Source organism: Streptomyces sp. SS7 (assembly GCF_037993025.1).
In the GTDB taxonomy this organism is placed as follows: domain Bacteria; phylum Actinomycetota; class Actinomycetes; order Streptomycetales; family Streptomycetaceae; genus Streptomyces.
Genome location: NZ_CP141223.1, coordinates 7,851,571 through 7,865,890, shown reverse-complemented (window position 1 = coordinate 7,865,890; position 14,320 = coordinate 7,851,571). Strand labels below are relative to the sequence as shown.

Sequence of the window (14,320 nt, the reverse complement as noted above, 5' to 3'; positions counted from 1 at the left end):
TCACACGTCGTAGGCCTCGTACGTCTCATAGGTCTCGAAGCCGTCCGGCTCGCGGCGGCCGCGCCACAGGACGACCGCGCCGAGCAGGAGCACCACTCCGGCACCGCCCGCGAGCGGGGCGGCCCAGTCGGAGGTGTCGTCCTCGGCGCGGGCGGCGTCGGGGCCCGCGCCGAAGTACTCCTTGCCGTAGGACGCGGCCTTCAGGCCCTCCGGCCGGAGGTCGGCGGCGGCGCGGATCGCGGCGGCGGGGTCGATGAAGCCGAAGCCCCGGGAGTCGTCACGGCCGCCGGCGGGAGGGTTGCGGGCGGTGTCCTCCAGGAGCTTCTTGATCTGCGCCGGGGTGAGCCCGGGGTGGGCGGCCTTGACGAGCGCGACCGCGCCCGAGACGAACGCGGAGGCCGCGCTGGTCCCCCAGCCCTCGTAGTACTTGTGGTCGGGGTCGGCGATGACGACCTTCTGGCCGGGGGCGGCGACCGTGGCGTACCAGCGGCGGGTGGAGAAGTCGGCGCGGGTGCCGTAGCGGTCGACGGCGGTCGCGACGATCACACCGGGGTAGGCCGCCGGGTACGAGATGTGGTCGCCCTTGTCCCCGCCGTTGCCGGCCGAGGCGACGACGACCACCCCCTTCTTCAGGGCGTACTGCACGGCCTCGTCCTCGGCCGGCTCGGGATGGGCGGAGGCGGAGTCGTCGCCGAGGGAGAGGTTGATGACGTCGGCGCCCTGGTCGGCGGCCCAGCGGATGCCCTCGGCGAGGGCGTTGCCGCGGCTGTTGCGGGCCTTGGTGCGCTGGGGATCGTCGTCCTCCAGGATCACGCGGACGGGAAGGATCCTGGCCTCTGGCGCGATGCCCATGACGCCGTCCTCGTCGCCGTACCCGTGCCCGTGACCGGCGATGATGCCGGCCATCGCGGTGCCGTGCCGGGCCCAGGGCCGTTCGCCCTCCTTCGCGCCGAAGCCGACCATGTCCCTGCCTTCGAGGACGTTGCCCTCCAGGTCGGGGTGGTCGGCCTCCACACCGGTGTCCAGGACGGCGACCGTGATGCCCTTGCCCTTGGTGGTCTGCCAGGCCTCCTGGGTGTGCATGGCGTCGAGGGCCCACTGCTGGGCGCGGATGCCGTCGGCGTACGCGGGGGCGGACGGCAGCAGGGCGACGGAACCGGCGAGCAGACTGCAGAGCAGCCCGGCCCCGCGGAGACGGCGGCCGCCGAGGCTGCGAGGACGGTGCGGGCTGCGCGGGCTGCGGCGGCTCATGAGGGCTGCTCCGAGGGCGGCGTGACGGCGGTCTTGCGCAGGCTCCGTTCGATGCGGTCGGCGAGGCCCTGGGCCTCGTTGCCGAGGCCGGCCTGGGCGGGGGCCGCGGTGGAGCCGGAGGCGGTGGCCTGCGCGGCGGGCTCGGGGCTGTCGACGGTACGGCCGTCGGCCCAGCCGGAGACGGCGTAGACGACGACCGGGGCGTCGGTGAGGACGGAGACCGTCCACGCGGCGCGCTGCCGGTCGCCGAAGGAGGCTGCGGCGGTGCCCTTCGCGGCGTACGGCTTCGGCATCAGGTCGGTCCGGCGGGCCAGGCCCTCCTTGTCGAACCGGGTGTCGAGGGCGCGCATGCCGGCCGCGTCGGCGGTGGTGAAGAGCAGGCCGACGGTGGTGACGTAGCTCTGGGTGGCGTCGGTGTAGGTGGCGCGCAGGAGCCGCTGGCAGCCGACCGGGGTGAGTGCCTGGCGCAGCAGCGGGTCGAAGGCGTCGGCGCAGCCGCTGTCCGGGGCGACGGCGATCCGGGTCCAGGTGCGGTCGGCGCCGCCGGGCCCGGCGCCCTGGCCGTCGACGGTGACCGGGAACAGGTCGTCGACCGGGACGTTGTGCCAGAGTCCGCCGGCGGCGGCGTACGTGTCCCGCGCGCCGCTTCCCTCCGCGTCCCCGATGAGCCAACTCCCGGTGACGGCGCCGCCGATGAGCCCGAGGCCGAGCACGACACAGGCGGCGGCCACGAGGGTCCGCCCGCGCCGCCCGGCTCCCCGTCCGGCGTCGCCGAACCCTTCGGGCCGCGCGAAGGTCACCACGGGCCGCGTGGCACCGGGCGCCTTGCCGGGAGCCATGGGAGCACTCCAGGAGAGAGCGGGATCCGGCGACACACCACCGGGCAGGGGCGGCTCGGAGGGGCGGGGGGTGGCGGCGCCCGCCTTGGCGGAGTGCGCGGCGAACGGGTCCGGGGCGACCGTGGGGCGCGGGGGTGTGTTCGGTGCGGCGGCGGGCCGCGGGGGCGCGGCGGTGGGGCGAGGTGGGGTGTCCGGCGGGGGCGCGGGCGTGGGCGTGCGGCGGGTGGAGGGGCCCGGCTCGGCATCGTCGAACTCACCGAGCAGGGAGGTGCGGGCGGAGGCGTCCGACTCGGCCGAGGAACGACCGGGGACGCTGGATCCGCCCGCCGGACGGCCGGAGGCACCCGACTCGGAAACGGGACGGCCGGGGGCTCCCGCGGCCGGGACGGGGCGGGCCGAGCTGTCGACGGGGTCGGTCGGGGGCCGCCCGGGAACGCCCGGAGCGGAGGCGGGGCGCCCGGAGGCTCCCGGAGGGGAGGCCGGGCGGCCGGGGACTCCCGGAGCGGAAGCAGCACGGCCGGAGGTCCCCGGAGCGGAAGCAGCACGGCCGGAGGTCCCCGGAGCGGAAGCAGCACGGCCGGAGGTCCCCGGAGCGGAAGCAGGGCGGCCGCCGGAGGCTTCCGGGCCGGACGCCGGACGGGGAGCGGCACCCGAGCCGGACAGGTCGGACGCGGGGGCGGCGGGGTCGCCCGTGGCCGTGGTGGGGCGCGGCGCGGCACCGGGGGCGGGTGTCGGGCGAGTGGGTGGGGCCGGGGTGGCCGCCGCCGGGCGGGTGGTGGGCTGCCGGGGGGCCCGCGGCGGGAGGGTGAAGTCGGGGGGCGGTATCGCGGAGGTGGGCGTCCAGGCCGGCTGGTCGTCCGGTTCGCCCGCCGGCGGCTGCGCGGCGGCGGCACGCCGGGCGGAACCCGGGCCCTGCCCCGTCTCCTGGTCCACGGCGGCACTCGGGCTGGGGACCCAGCTGCGGGGCAGCGGGCTCCAGGCACTCCCGGAGGCGGGAGCGGTGGGACGCGAGCCGCTGCGGTCGGCGGGCTCGGCGGAACGGGGGGCCGTCGTCCCCGGACGCGGGCCGAAGAAGTCGGAGGACCGGGGAGTCGGCGGGGCCGGGGTGGGGGCGCCGCCCGCTTCGGTGGGTTCCGGGGCACGGGTGGCAGCGGGACCGCCGAAGCGCAGCTCGGTGGTGCGGTCCGCACGGTCGTCGGTCGGCGCGCCGCCGGGACGGCCGGCCGGTGTAGCTGCGGGCCGCGGGCCGGCACCCGGGCCGGCCGCCGGGGCAGGGCGTGGCGCGGGGCCCGGGGCGGCGGGCGGGGTCGTGGTGCCGCGCGGGTGGTCGGGGTGGGCCGTGCGGGGTGCTTCCGTGCCGGGCGGTCGGTACGGGGCGGAGCCGTTGCGGGGGGTGCCCGGACGGCGTGGCGGGGCGTCGGGGAAGCGGGCCGACGCGGGCGGCGGGGGCGGGGTGTCCGCGGGCCCCGGGCCGAAGGGGGCGGAGAAGCGGAGGGTGCGGTCCGAGGGCGCTGTCCCGCCGGGAGCGGACGCCGGGCCGCTGGGCTCCTCATCGACGGACGGGGCGTACGGCCGGACCCAGGAGGACGGGACCCTCGGCGGCCCGGGACGGGCAGCGCCGTCGCGCGGTCCCGCGACGCCGTGCGTGCCGTTCTCGCCGGCTCCGGACGGCTGCGCTGTGTCGTTCGCGGGTTTCTCCCCGGGTGCGGCGGTCGGCTGTTCCTCGTGGCCCGCGCCCGCCGTGGGCGGCTGGGCCGGGCGGGGCGGCCCGTCAGGGCGCGGGGGAACCGAGGCGCGGCGTGCTTCCGTACTCATGCACCCCCCGTTTCCTCTGGCCCGGGCCGTCGTTCTCGTACGCGGGCCGTGCTGCGTGTGCCCGGCGGCCCGGTGCGGACGCGGCGGTCCGTCCAGGCACGCATACCCGCGCGGAGGAAGCGGCATCCCGGCGCGGATCTCCGGCCGGAGCCGTCCTCCGTGCGTGCGCGTCACTCTACGGCTTGTTGCCGAGCGAACGGGAACCAGTAGGTGACCGACGGGGCATCTGCCCGGAACATCCCCCTACCCTGCGGTAATCGAGTCTGGCAGGCTTCGTTCATGACTGCGCGCGCCGCCGACCGGGCCCGTTACGACCGGGCCACCGAGCATCTCGACGCCCCCCTCGCGATCGTCGACCTGGACGCTTTCGACGCCAACGCCGAGGACCTCCGCCGCCGGGCCGGCGGCAAGCCGATCCGCGTGGCCAGCAAGTCCGTGCGCTGCCGGACCCTGCTGGAGCGGGTCCTGGCCAAGGACGGCTTCGCGGGCATCATGTCGTTCACCCTGGCCGAATCCCTCTGGCTCGCCCGTTCCGGCTTCGACGACATCCTGCTCGCCTATCCCTCCGCCGACCGCACCGCCTTCGCCGAACTCGCCGCCGACCCCAAGCTCGCGGCCGCCGTCGCGGTCATGGTCGACGACGTGACTCAGCTCGACCTGATCGACGCGGCGCGGGCCGGCGGCACCGAAGTCATCAGGGTCTGCCTGGAGTTGGACACCTCGCTGAAGCTGCTCGGCGGCCGGGTGCGGGTCGGCGCCCTGCGCTCCCCGCTGCACTCCCCCGCGCAGGTCGCCGAGGTGGCACGGGCGGTGGCCCGGCGGCCGGGGTTCAAGCTCGTGGGGATCATGGCGTACGAGGGTCATATCGCCGGTGTCGGGGACGACGTGGCCGGGCGGCCCTTCCGGTCCCGGGCGATCCGGCTGATGCAGGCCACGGCCCGCCGTGAACTCGCCGAGCGGCGCGCCGCGGTGGTGCGGGCGGTGCGGGCGGTCGCCCCGGACCTGGAGTTCGTCAACGGCGGCGGGACCGGCAGTGTGCAGCACACGGCCGCCGAGGACGCGGTGACGGAGATCGGCGCCGGGTCGGGGCTGTACGTGCCGCGGCTGTTCGACAACTACACGTCGTTCACCGGGCGTCCGGCCGCCCTGTTCGCCCAGCCGGTCGTACGGCGGCCCGGCGTCGGCGTCGTGACCGTCCTGGGCGGCGGATACCCGGCCTCCGGTGCCGCCGGACCGGACCGGCTCCCCGTGCCCTACCTCCCCGAGGGACTGCGGTACGACCCCCAGGAGGGCCCCGGCGAGGTGCAGACCCCGCTCCTCGGCTCCCCCGCCGACGATCTGCTGGTCGGCGACAAGGTGTGGTTCCGGCACGCGAAGGCCGGTGAGCTGTGCGAGCGGTTCGACGTGCTGCACCTGGTGGAGGGGGACACGGTCACGGCGACCGTGCCCACCTACCGGGGTGAGGGACACACGTTCCTGTGAGCCCTACAGCGGGGTGACGTACGCCCCGGCGATACCGCCGTCCACCAGGAAGTCGGCGGCGTTGACGAACGAGGAGTCGTCGCTGGCCAGGAAGGCCACGGCCGCGGCGATCTCCTCGGCCTCGGCGAACCGGCCCACGGGGATGTGCACCAGCCGCCGTGCGGCCCGCTCCGGGTCCTTCGCGAACAGCTCCTGCAGCAGCGGGGTGTTGACGGGGCCGGGGCACAGGGCGTTGACCCGGATGCCCTCCCGGGCGAACTGGACGCCCAGTTCACGGGACATCGCGAGGACGCCGCCCTTGGAGGCGGTGTACGAGATCTGCGACGTGGCCGCGCCCATCCTGGCCACGAACGACGCCGTGTTGATGATCGAGCCCTTGCCCTGGCGGCGCATGTAGGGGATGGCGGCCTTGCAGCACAGGTAGACGGAGGTCAGGTTGACCTCCTGGACGCGCTTCCAGGCCTCCAGGCCGGTCTCCAGGATGGAGTCGTCGTCGGGCGGCGAGATGCCCGCGTTGTTGAAGGCGACGTCGACGCTGCCGTAGGTGTCGTACCGCCGTTCTGAACAGCGCCTCGACCTGCTCGGCGTCGGTGACGTCGACCTTCACGAAGATCCCGCCGACCTCCTCGGCGGCCGCCTTGCCGCGGGCCTCGTCGACGTCGGCGCAGACGACGTGGGCGCCCTCGGAGGCGAGCCGGCGGGCGGTGGCGAGGCCGATGCCGCTGCCGGCTCCGGTGATGACGGCCGTACGGCCGACGAGGCGACGGCAGACGATCTCTTCGGTGGATGCGGTCACTGTGCGGGGCCCTCCGTGCTGGTTTCCGTGGAGATGAACACGTTCTTGGTCTCGGTGAAGGCGGTCAGGGCGTCCGGGCCCAGCTCACGGCCGACGCCGGACTGCTTGAAGCCGCCGAACGGGGTCCAGTAGCGGACGCTGGAGTGCGAGTTCACCGACAGGTTGCCGGCGCGCACCGCCTGCGAGACGCGCAGGGCCCGGCCGACGTCCCGGGTCCAGATGGAGCCGGAGAGGCCGTAGGGCGTGTCGTTGGCGAGCCGGATCGCGTCCGCCTCGTCGGTGAAGGGCAGCAGGACGGCGACGGGGCCGAAGATCTCCTCGCGGGCGGCGTCGGAGTCGGGTGCGGCGCCGGTGAGGACGGTCGGCGGGAACCAGAAGCCCGGTCCCCCGGGGGCGCTGCCGCGCAGCCCGGGCGCGTCGTCGGGGACGAACGACCGTACGCGCTCCACCTGCTGACGGGAGATCAGCGGGCCCATCTGGGTGGCCTCTTCGGCCGGGTCGCCGACCACGACGGCGGACAGCTCCCGGGCGAGGAGGTCGGCCACCTCGTCGTACACCGACTCCTGGACGAGGATCCGGGTGCGGGCGCAGCAGTCCTGGCCGGAGTTGTCGAGGAAGGAGAAGGGGTCGACGGCCGCCTTCAGGTCGGCGTCGGCGAAGACGACGTTGGGGCTCTTGCCGCCGAGTTCGAGGGTGACGGGCTTGACCTGGCTCGCGCAGCGCTCCATGACCTCGCGGCCGGTGCGGGTGGAGCCGGTGAACACGATCTTCGCGACGCCGGGGTGGTCGACGAGCGCGCGTCCCGCGACGGCGCCGTATCCGGGCAGGACCTGGAACAGCCCTTCGGGCAGGCCGGCGTCGAGCGCGAGCTCGGCGAGGCGCAGGGCGGTGAGCGGGGTGGTCTCGGCGGGCTTGAGGACGACCGCGTTGCCGGCCGCGAGGGCCGGGAAGGAGCCCCAGGCGGCGATCGGCATCGGGAAGTTCCAGGGGGCGATCACCCCGACCACGCCGAGCGGTTCGTGGAAGGTGACGTCCCAGCCGCCGGGGACCGGGATCTGCCGGCCGGTGAGGCGTTCGATGCCGCCGGCCGCGTAGAGCAGCAGGTCGCGGGCGTTGCCGGCCTCCCAGCGGGCGTTGCCGAGGAGGTGGCCGGCCTCGCGGACCTCCAGCAGCGCCAGCTCTTCGAGGTGGGCGTCCACGGTGTCGGCGAACCGGCGCAGCAGCCGGGCCCGGTCGGCGGGCGCGAGCGCGGCCCAGCGCGGCTGGGCCGCCGTGGCGCGCCGGACGGCCGCGTCCGCGTCGGCCGCGTCGGCGGCGGGGACGGTGGCGACGACCTCCTCGGTGGCCGGGTTCAGGACGACGAGCTCGTGCGGGTCGGACAAGGGGTGGCCTTTCACGGGTGGGGCGTCGGGGGGAGGCGTCAGGGGCGAGGCGCCGGCAACCGGGCGTCACGGGCGGGGCGTCAGGGCTCGGACGTCACGGGCGGCGCGTCACGGGCCGGGCGTCACAGGCGTTCGAAGGAGCGGCGCAGTTCCCAGTCGGTGACGGCGGCGTCGAAGGCCTCCAGCTCGACGCGGGCCATGTTGCGGTAGTGGGCGACGACCTCGTCCCCGAAGGCCACCTTGGCGACCGGGCTGGTCTCCCACAGCTCGGCGGCCTCGCGGAGGGTGCCGGGTACGTGGGCGTAGTCGGCGGTGTAGGCGTTGCCGGGGCAGGCCTCGGGCAGCTCCAGCCGCTGCTCGACGCCGTACAGGCCCGCCGCGACCAGCCCGGCGACCGCGAGGTGCGGGTTGACGTCCCCGCCGGGCAGCCGGTTCTCGAACCTGAGCGAGCGGCCGTGTCCCACGACCCGCAGGGCGCAGGTGCGGTTGTCGTGGCCCCAGGCGACGGCGGTCGGGGCGAACGAGCCCTGCTGGAACCGCTTGTAGCTGTTGATGTTGGGGGCGTAGAGGAGCGAGAAGTCGCGCAGGGCGGCGAGCTGCCCGGCGAGGAAGTGCCGCATGGTGTCGGTCATCCCGCCGTCCTCGGCGGCGAAGGCGTTGCGGCCGTCGGCGTCGGTGAGTGAGAGGTGGATGTGGCAGGAATTGCCCTCGCGCTCGTTGAACTTGGCCATGAAGGTGAGGGAACAGCCCTCCTGGGCGGCGATCTCCTTGGCACCGGTCTTGTAGATCGCGTGCTGGTCGCAGGTGACGAGGGCCTCGTCGTAGCGGAAGGCGATCTCGTGCTGGCCGGGGTTGCACTCGCCCTTGGCGGACTCGACGGTGAGACCGGCACCGGCCATGTCGTTGCGGATGCGGCGCAGCAGCGGCTCGATGCGTCCGGTCCCGAGGACCGAGTAGTCGATGTTGTACTGGTTGGCCGGGGTCAGACCCCGGTAGTTGGCGTCCCAGGCCTGTTCGTAGCTGTCCTTGAAGACGATGAACTCCAGCTCGGTGCCGACCTGTGCGGTGAGGCCGTGCTCGGCGAGGCGTTCCAGCTGGCGGCGCAGGATCTGGCGCGGGGCGGCGACGACCGGCGAGCCGTCGTTCCAGGCGAGGTCGGCGACGAGCATCGCGGTACCGGCGTTCCAGGGCACGCGGCGCAGGGTGGACAGGTCGGGGTGCATGGCGAAGTCGCCGTAGCCGCGCTCCCAGGAGGACATGGCGTAGCCGTCGACGGTGTTCATCTCGGTGTCGACGGCGAGGAGGTAGTTGCAGCCCTCGGTACCGTGGTGGAGGACCTCGTCGAGGAAGAAGCGGGCGGCGAACCGCTTGCCCTGGAGCCGCCCCTGCATGTCGGGGAAGGCCAGGACGACGGTGTCGATGTCACCGCTCGCGACGAGGGCGTGCAGTTCCTCGACGCCGAGCGGGGGTGTGCGGTCTGCCACGGGAGGACCTCCTCAGGCTTCCTCGGCTGGTGTTCGCCTCTATGACTCGGACGGCCGGGAGCCATAAGGTATTGCCGAGAACCTTTGCTTGGGAAGGGGGGCACGGCCATATGCCGGTGGACGCGGACGACGGCTCGGAGGACCGGTTGACCCCGGTGCTGCGGCCGGTGCGCGCGGGGAACGGCTTCGAGGAGGCGCTGGAGCAGATTCTCCAGGTCGTCCGGCTGGGCCTGGTGCCCGGCGGTGAGCGGCTGCCGGCCGAGCGCATCCTGGCGGAGCGGCTGGGGATCAGCCGGGTGACCCTGCGCGAGGTGCTGAAGGTGCTCCAGGACCAGGGGCTCGTGGAGTCCCGGCGGGGCCGCTACGGCGGAACGTTCGTGCTGCCGCGCGCGGACGCCGGCGGCGAGGACGAGCTGCGGCGCCGGATCGCCGAGGTCGACGTCGAGGACGTGCTGCGGTTCCGCGAGGTGCTGGAGGTCGGCGCGGCCGGGCTGTGCGCGGCGCACGGGCTGACCGGCGAGCAGGCGGACCGGCTGCGGGACGCCCTCGCGCGGACGGCGGACGCCCCGCTGGCCGACTACCGGCGGCTGGACACCCTGCTCCATCTCACCCTGGCCGAGCTGTGCGGCTCCCCCTCGCTGACGGCGCAGTACGCGGCCGTGCGGGCGACGGTGAACGACCTGCTCGACTGCATCCCGCTCCTGGTGCGCAACCTGGAGCACTCGCAGCGCCAGCACATCGCCCTGGTCGAGGCGGTGCTGGACGGGGACGCGGACGGGGCGCGGGAGATGATGCGTGAGCACTGCTCGGGGACGGCGGCGCTGCTGAGGGGCTTCTTGACCTGAGTCACGAGGATCGTCGTGGCACGATCTTCCGGCCGTCAAAAGGTGCGCGTACAGTCCATTGGACGGACGGGGTACGGAACGGGTCGGGAGGACGGATGACGGACGGCGGCCGCCCGCTGATCGGGGTCAGCACGTATTTGGAGGCCGGGGCGCGCTGGGGCGTGTGGGAGCTGGACGCCGCGCTGCTGCCCGCCGGGTATCCCCGGCTGGTGCAGCGGGCGGGTGGTCTGGCCGCGCTGCTGCCGCCGGACGCGCCCGATCACGCGGCGGCGACGGTCGCCCGGCTGGACGGCCTGGTGATCGCGGGCGGCCCGGACGTGGAACCGGTCCGTTACGGCGCCGAGCGCGAGCCCCGTACCGGCCCGCCGGCCCGGGAGCGGGACGCGTGGGAACTCGCCCTGATCGACGCGGCGCTGGCGGCGGGCGTACCGCTGCTGGGCATCTGCCGGGGCATGCAGCTGCTGAACGTGGCGCTCGGCGGCACGCTGACCCAGCACATCGAGGGGCACGCCGAGGTGGTCGGGGTGTTCGGCAGTCACCCGGTCAAGCCGGTGCCGGGCACGCGGTACGCAGCCGCCGTCCCGGAGGAGAGCGCCGTGCCCACCTTCCACCACCAGGCCGTCGACCGCCTGGGCAGCGGTCTGGTCGCGAGCGCGTACGCGGCGGACGGGACCGTGGAGGCGGTGGAGCCGTCGGCCCCCGACGGCTGGGTGCTCGGGGTGCAGTGGCATCCGGAGATGGGGGAGGACCTGCGGGTTATGCGGGCCCTGATCGAGGCGGCCGACGCCGCACGGTCCGTCGCCGGCGCGTCGTAGGCGGGCCCGACTCGCACTCTGCGACTCTGCGCGGGCACCGGCGTCTCCCTTGGCACGGCGCCTTGTGCGCGCCTGGCTGCGGGGCCCCGCAGCCAGGCCCCGGTGCGGGGCCTGGGTACGGCGCACCGGTGCGGGGCCTGAGTACGGCGTGGGCAAGGCGCCCCGGCGCCGGGCCCGAGATGCGGAGCCCAGGGCCTGAGATGCGGAGCCCGGCGCCTCGGTGCGGCGCCTTCGTGTGGCGCCCTCAGCCTCGGGTCAGGGACAGCAGGTCCCGCGCCGGGCCCGTCGGGCGGTGGCCGGTCGGCCAGACCGCGCGCAGGTCCCGGGCGAGCGAGACGCCCTCGACCGGGACGCCCACCAGACGCCGCAGGGACAGTTCCTCCCCGACCGCCAGTTCGCTGAGGACCGCGGGCCCGGCACCGCTCACCGCCGCCGCCTTCACGGCCGTCGTCGAGGAGAGCTCGATCAGGGGACGCGCCAGCCCGCCGAGCGCGCTGTCGAGGACCTGGCGGGTGCCGGAACCCTTCTCCCGCAGGATCAGCGGGGTGCCGGCCAGTTCGGCGGCGGCCAGCGCCCGCCGGCGCCGCGCCCAGACGTGTCCGGGGGCCACCACGACGATCAGCCGGTCGTGGGCGATGACGGCGGAGTCGAGGCCGGCGGGGACCGTCAGCCCCTCCACGAAGCCGAGGTCCGCCTCCCCGGACAGCAGCCGTTCCGCCACGGCCGCCGAGTTCCCGGCGTGGAGGGAGACCGCCGTGTCGGGGCGGCCCTCGCGCAGTGCGACCAGCCACCCCGGGAGCAGGTACTCCGCGATCGTCATGCTCGCCGCCACCCGCAGCCGTGAGTCCCGCCGGTCCCGCAGCGCCTGCGCCCCCGCGTCGAAGGCCTGCGCCGCCTCCACGATCCGCCGGGCCCAGTCCGTCACCAGCGCGCCCGCGTCGGTGAGGCGGGACCCGCGCGGCGAACGGTCGACGAGGGCCACCCCGAGCTGCCGTTCCATGGAGCGGATCCGGCTGCTCGCGGCGGGCTGGGTGATGCCCAGCTCGCGGGCCGCCGCCCCGAGGCTGCCCAGCCGGGCCACGGCCAGCAGCAGTTCCAGCGCTCCGAGCTCCGGCACGCGATGCGCGAGGGAGCCGGTGACCGGGGGCTGTTCCTCCGACGTTCCGCTGCTCATAAGCCCAGTTTATGTCCTGGTACCGCCGTCCCGGGATGGCACAAGCTGGCCCGCATGGACTGGTTGCCACTGCTCTCCACCCTGGCCGGGGCCGCGATCGGCATCGTCGCCACTTCCGTCGCCGACCGGAACCGGTGGAAGCACGAGAACGCCAGGGAGGTTCATCGACTGCGGCTCGACATCTGCACGCAGTACACCACCACCGTGAAGGTCCTCGGTGAGACCCTGCGGGCCGTGGCCGGGCGGGAACACCCTTCCGACGCCGAGCGGGCACGCGCGCTGCGCGAGGCCTTTGGGGACTCCGGCACAGCCATCGCGTCGGAACGGATGTGGCTCGTCGCGCCCCAGCCCGTGGTCAAGGCCTCCAACAGCGTGTTCCACTGCCTGCGACGCATCTGCGACGGCTACGTCGAGGGCACCGCCGTCAGCAGTGCGGAGGACCCCGCCCGCTGGGAAGCACGCGGCAAGCAGCCGCCAGGATGCGCAAGCTCATGCGTGACGATCTCGGCGTGGGCCCCCTCACCGAGCGCCACAGCCCCCTGCTCACCGACCACGACGACCCCGGCACCCCGTGAGGCGGGCCGGAGGGGCACACCGGCGGGGGCGGGTCAGCCGAGCGCCGCGCGCAGGGCCTCGGCCAGCGCCCGGGGAGCCTCGGCGAGCGAGGGGCCGTACCAGGTCAGATGCCGTCCGCTGACGAGCGCGCAGGGCAGCCCGGGGAAGGCCTCCGGGCCGTCCTCGGCGGTGAAGCGGTAGGGCTCGTCGGGGAGGACGACGACGTCGGGGGCGGCCGCCCGCAGGTCGTCCAGGGCGATCCTGGGGTAGCGGTCCTCGTGGTGCGTGTGGAGGTGGTCGACGCCGAGGCGGGCCAGCACGTCACCGGCGAAGGTGTCGCGGCCCAGCACCATCCAGGGGCGGCGCCAGATCGGCACGACGGCCGAGAGGCGGGTCCCGGGCTCCTTCAGCCCGGCCCACTCCTCCTCGGCCTCGTCCAGCCAGCGCGGCCGGGAGCGCGCGCCGCACGCCGTGAGGACGCGGGCCAGCTCGCCGAAGGCCTGCGGGACGTTCCGCACCTCCGTGACCAGCACCTCGACGCCCGCCGAGCGCAGGGCGGCGAGGTCGGGCGCGCGGTTCTCCTCCTCGTTGGCGATCACCAGGTCGGGCGCGAGGGCGACGATCCGTTCGACGTCCGGGTTCTTGGTGCCGCCGATCCGGGTGACGCCCAGGTCGGCCGGATGGCTGCACCAGTCGGTGGCACCGACCAGCGCGCCGGGCACGGAGACGGCCACCGCCTCCGTCAGGGAGGGCACCAGGGAGACGATCCGCACGGGCGTCAGCGCTTCCGGTCCCGGACCGCCTCGATGTGCTCGGCGACGGCCACGACGACCACCCGGGTGTCCGGGACGGTCGCCCGCCAGCGGTGGCGGACCCCGCCGGTCAGGTACAGGGTGTCGCCCCGGCCCAGGCGGTAGGCGCGGCCCTCCGCCTCGATCTCCACGGCGCCGTCGGCGACGTACATCAACTGGTCGTTGCGGTACTGGATCTCCCGGCCGGCCTCGTGGTCGCCGGTGAACTCCGTGGCGTGCATCTGGTGATGGCCGCGGACCAGCGAGCGGGAACGCGGCACGGGGCCCGGGGTCTCGGCGGCCTCCGCGCGGACGACGTCCACGCTGCACGCCGGGTCGGCGGCGGCGAGGAGTTCGACGGCCGTGGTGCGCAGGGCGTCGGCGAGTCTCTCCAGGGAGCCGGTGCTGGGGCGGGCGCGGTCGTTCTCGATCTGGCTCAGGAACGGGACCGACAGGCCGCTGCGCTCGGCCACGACGGCGAGGGTGAGGTCCAGGGCCCGGCGTCGCCGCCGTACGGCCGCGCCGACCCGCAGAGGCTGTTCTTTGTGGTCGCCCATCGCTCCGGCTCCCTCCTTCGCTCGTCGGAACCGTCGATGTCCTGAAGAGTTCTCTGCACCCTACGCATGTTCGGCAAACCGTTTCATGTGCCCGTCACATCGAGGACACACCACGGGAGACACGACCCTCCAGATCGCGCCAGCGGTGCGGGCCGCGCAGGTCGCCGGGCGGTCGGCCGCCCTCTGCTTTTCCGGTTCAATGCGCGAACGGGCGTGAGTGTTCCCGCTCGTCCCCGGCTTCGCAAGGTCCACACCCGAGGCCTTGGGGTGGCTGTACGTGGTTGGCCGGATCCTTGCCGTGGTGACGGGGCGTCCACGCTGCGGACATGCACGAGGGGAGGGTGCCGGCGACCGGCGCCCGGCGGTCGACGAGACCGGGGTGGTCCTCCAGCCGGCCGCGGGCCGCGTCCTGCTCCTTGCCCTTGCCGGCCTCCTGGCTGGTGCAAACGGTGACCTGCGCGACCCGCTGACGGACCTCTTGGGCGAGGTTCGCTCCCGCCACGGGAGCGAATACCGGCCGGGTCCACGGGGCAC

The 14,320-nt window shown here is 74.8% G+C and carries 11 protein-coding genes and 1 pseudogene; 3 read left to right on the top strand and 9 right to left on the bottom strand.

Annotation, left to right across the window (positions count from 1 at the left end; genetic code table 11):
* On the bottom strand, window positions 1-1,251 hold the full coding sequence (gene mycP, locus U5640_RS36070; RefSeq protein ID WP_340382099.1) for a type VII secretion-associated serine protease mycosin: 1,251 nt from the start codon (window positions 1,249-1,251) through the stop codon (window positions 1-3).
* The gene (locus U5640_RS36065; RefSeq protein WP_340382097.1) at window positions 1,248-3,905 is read right to left on the bottom strand and encodes a hypothetical protein; all 2,658 of its coding nucleotides are present in this window, start codon (window positions 3,903-3,905) and stop codon (window positions 1,248-1,250) included. The genes mycP and U5640_RS36065 overlap by 4 nt, the downstream gene beginning before the upstream one ends.
* A gap of 279 nt (window positions 3,906-4,184) precedes the next feature.
* Between U5640_RS36065 and U5640_RS36060 the strand changes: the two genes are divergently transcribed.
* Complete coding sequence (locus U5640_RS36060) at window positions 4,185-5,387, top strand: amino acid deaminase/aldolase (protein ID WP_340382095.1); 1,203 nt, start codon at window positions 4,185-4,187, stop codon at window positions 5,385-5,387.
* 3 nt (window positions 5,388-5,390) lie between these two features.
* On the opposite strand, the pseudogene U5640_RS36055 reads toward U5640_RS36060, so the two are convergent.
* The 3 genes and pseudogenes from U5640_RS36055 to U5640_RS36045 all read right to left on the bottom strand — a co-directional run bounded on the left by U5640_RS36055 (window position 5,391) and on the right by U5640_RS36045 (window position 9,049).
* Window positions 5,391-6,183: pseudogene (locus tag U5640_RS36055) on the bottom strand (3-oxoacyl-ACP reductase).
* Window positions 6,180-7,565, bottom strand: a complete 1,386-nt coding sequence (locus tag U5640_RS36050; protein WP_340382093.1) for an aldehyde dehydrogenase family protein — start codon at window positions 7,563-7,565, stop codon at window positions 6,180-6,182. The pseudogene U5640_RS36055 and the gene U5640_RS36050 overlap by 4 nt, the downstream one beginning before the upstream one ends.
* A gap of 122 nt (window positions 7,566-7,687) precedes the next feature.
* A complete protein-coding gene (locus U5640_RS36045) occupies window positions 7,688-9,049 on the bottom strand; it encodes a glutamine synthetase family protein (protein ID WP_340382091.1) in 1,362 nt (453 codons plus the stop codon).
* A 110-nt stretch (window positions 9,050-9,159) separates the two neighbouring features.
* Here U5640_RS36045 and U5640_RS36040 point away from each other — a divergent pair, with 110 nt between their 5' ends.
* Window positions 9,160-9,894 carry an FCD domain-containing protein gene (locus tag U5640_RS36040; RefSeq protein WP_340382089.1) on the top strand — a complete coding sequence of 245 codons (735 nt, stop codon included), beginning with the start codon at window positions 9,160-9,162 and terminating at the stop codon, window positions 9,892-9,894.
* Between the two features lie 95 nt (window positions 9,895-9,989).
* On the top strand, window positions 9,990-10,709 hold the full coding sequence (locus U5640_RS36035; RefSeq protein WP_340382087.1) for a gamma-glutamyl-gamma-aminobutyrate hydrolase family protein: 720 nt from the start codon (window positions 9,990-9,992) through the stop codon (window positions 10,707-10,709).
* Between the two features lie 244 nt (window positions 10,710-10,953).
* Here the strand turns inward: U5640_RS36035 and U5640_RS36030 are convergent, their stop codons facing one another.
* The 4 genes from U5640_RS36030 to U5640_RS36015 all read right to left on the bottom strand — a co-directional run bounded on the left by U5640_RS36030 (window position 10,954) and on the right by U5640_RS36015 (window position 14,288).
* Window positions 10,954-11,883 carry a LysR family transcriptional regulator gene (locus U5640_RS36030; RefSeq protein WP_340382085.1) on the bottom strand — a complete coding sequence of 310 codons (930 nt, stop codon included), beginning with the start codon at window positions 11,881-11,883 and terminating at the stop codon, window positions 10,954-10,956.
* Window positions 11,884-12,491: 608 nt separating this feature from the next.
* Window positions 12,492-13,211 (bottom strand): helical backbone metal receptor, encoded by a 720-nt coding sequence (locus tag U5640_RS36025; protein WP_340382083.1) that lies wholly within the window; start codon window positions 13,209-13,211, stop codon window positions 12,492-12,494.
* A gap of 5 nt (window positions 13,212-13,216) precedes the next feature.
* On the bottom strand, window positions 13,217-13,786 hold the full coding sequence (locus U5640_RS36020; protein ID WP_340382079.1) for a helix-turn-helix domain-containing protein: 570 nt from the start codon (window positions 13,784-13,786) through the stop codon (window positions 13,217-13,219).
* Between the two features lie 196 nt (window positions 13,787-13,982).
* Window positions 13,983-14,288: a hypothetical protein gene (locus U5640_RS36015; RefSeq protein WP_340382077.1), complete on the bottom strand. Its 306-nt coding sequence runs from the start codon at window positions 14,286-14,288 to the stop codon at window positions 13,983-13,985.
* Window positions 14,289-14,320 lie beyond the last annotated feature (32 nt).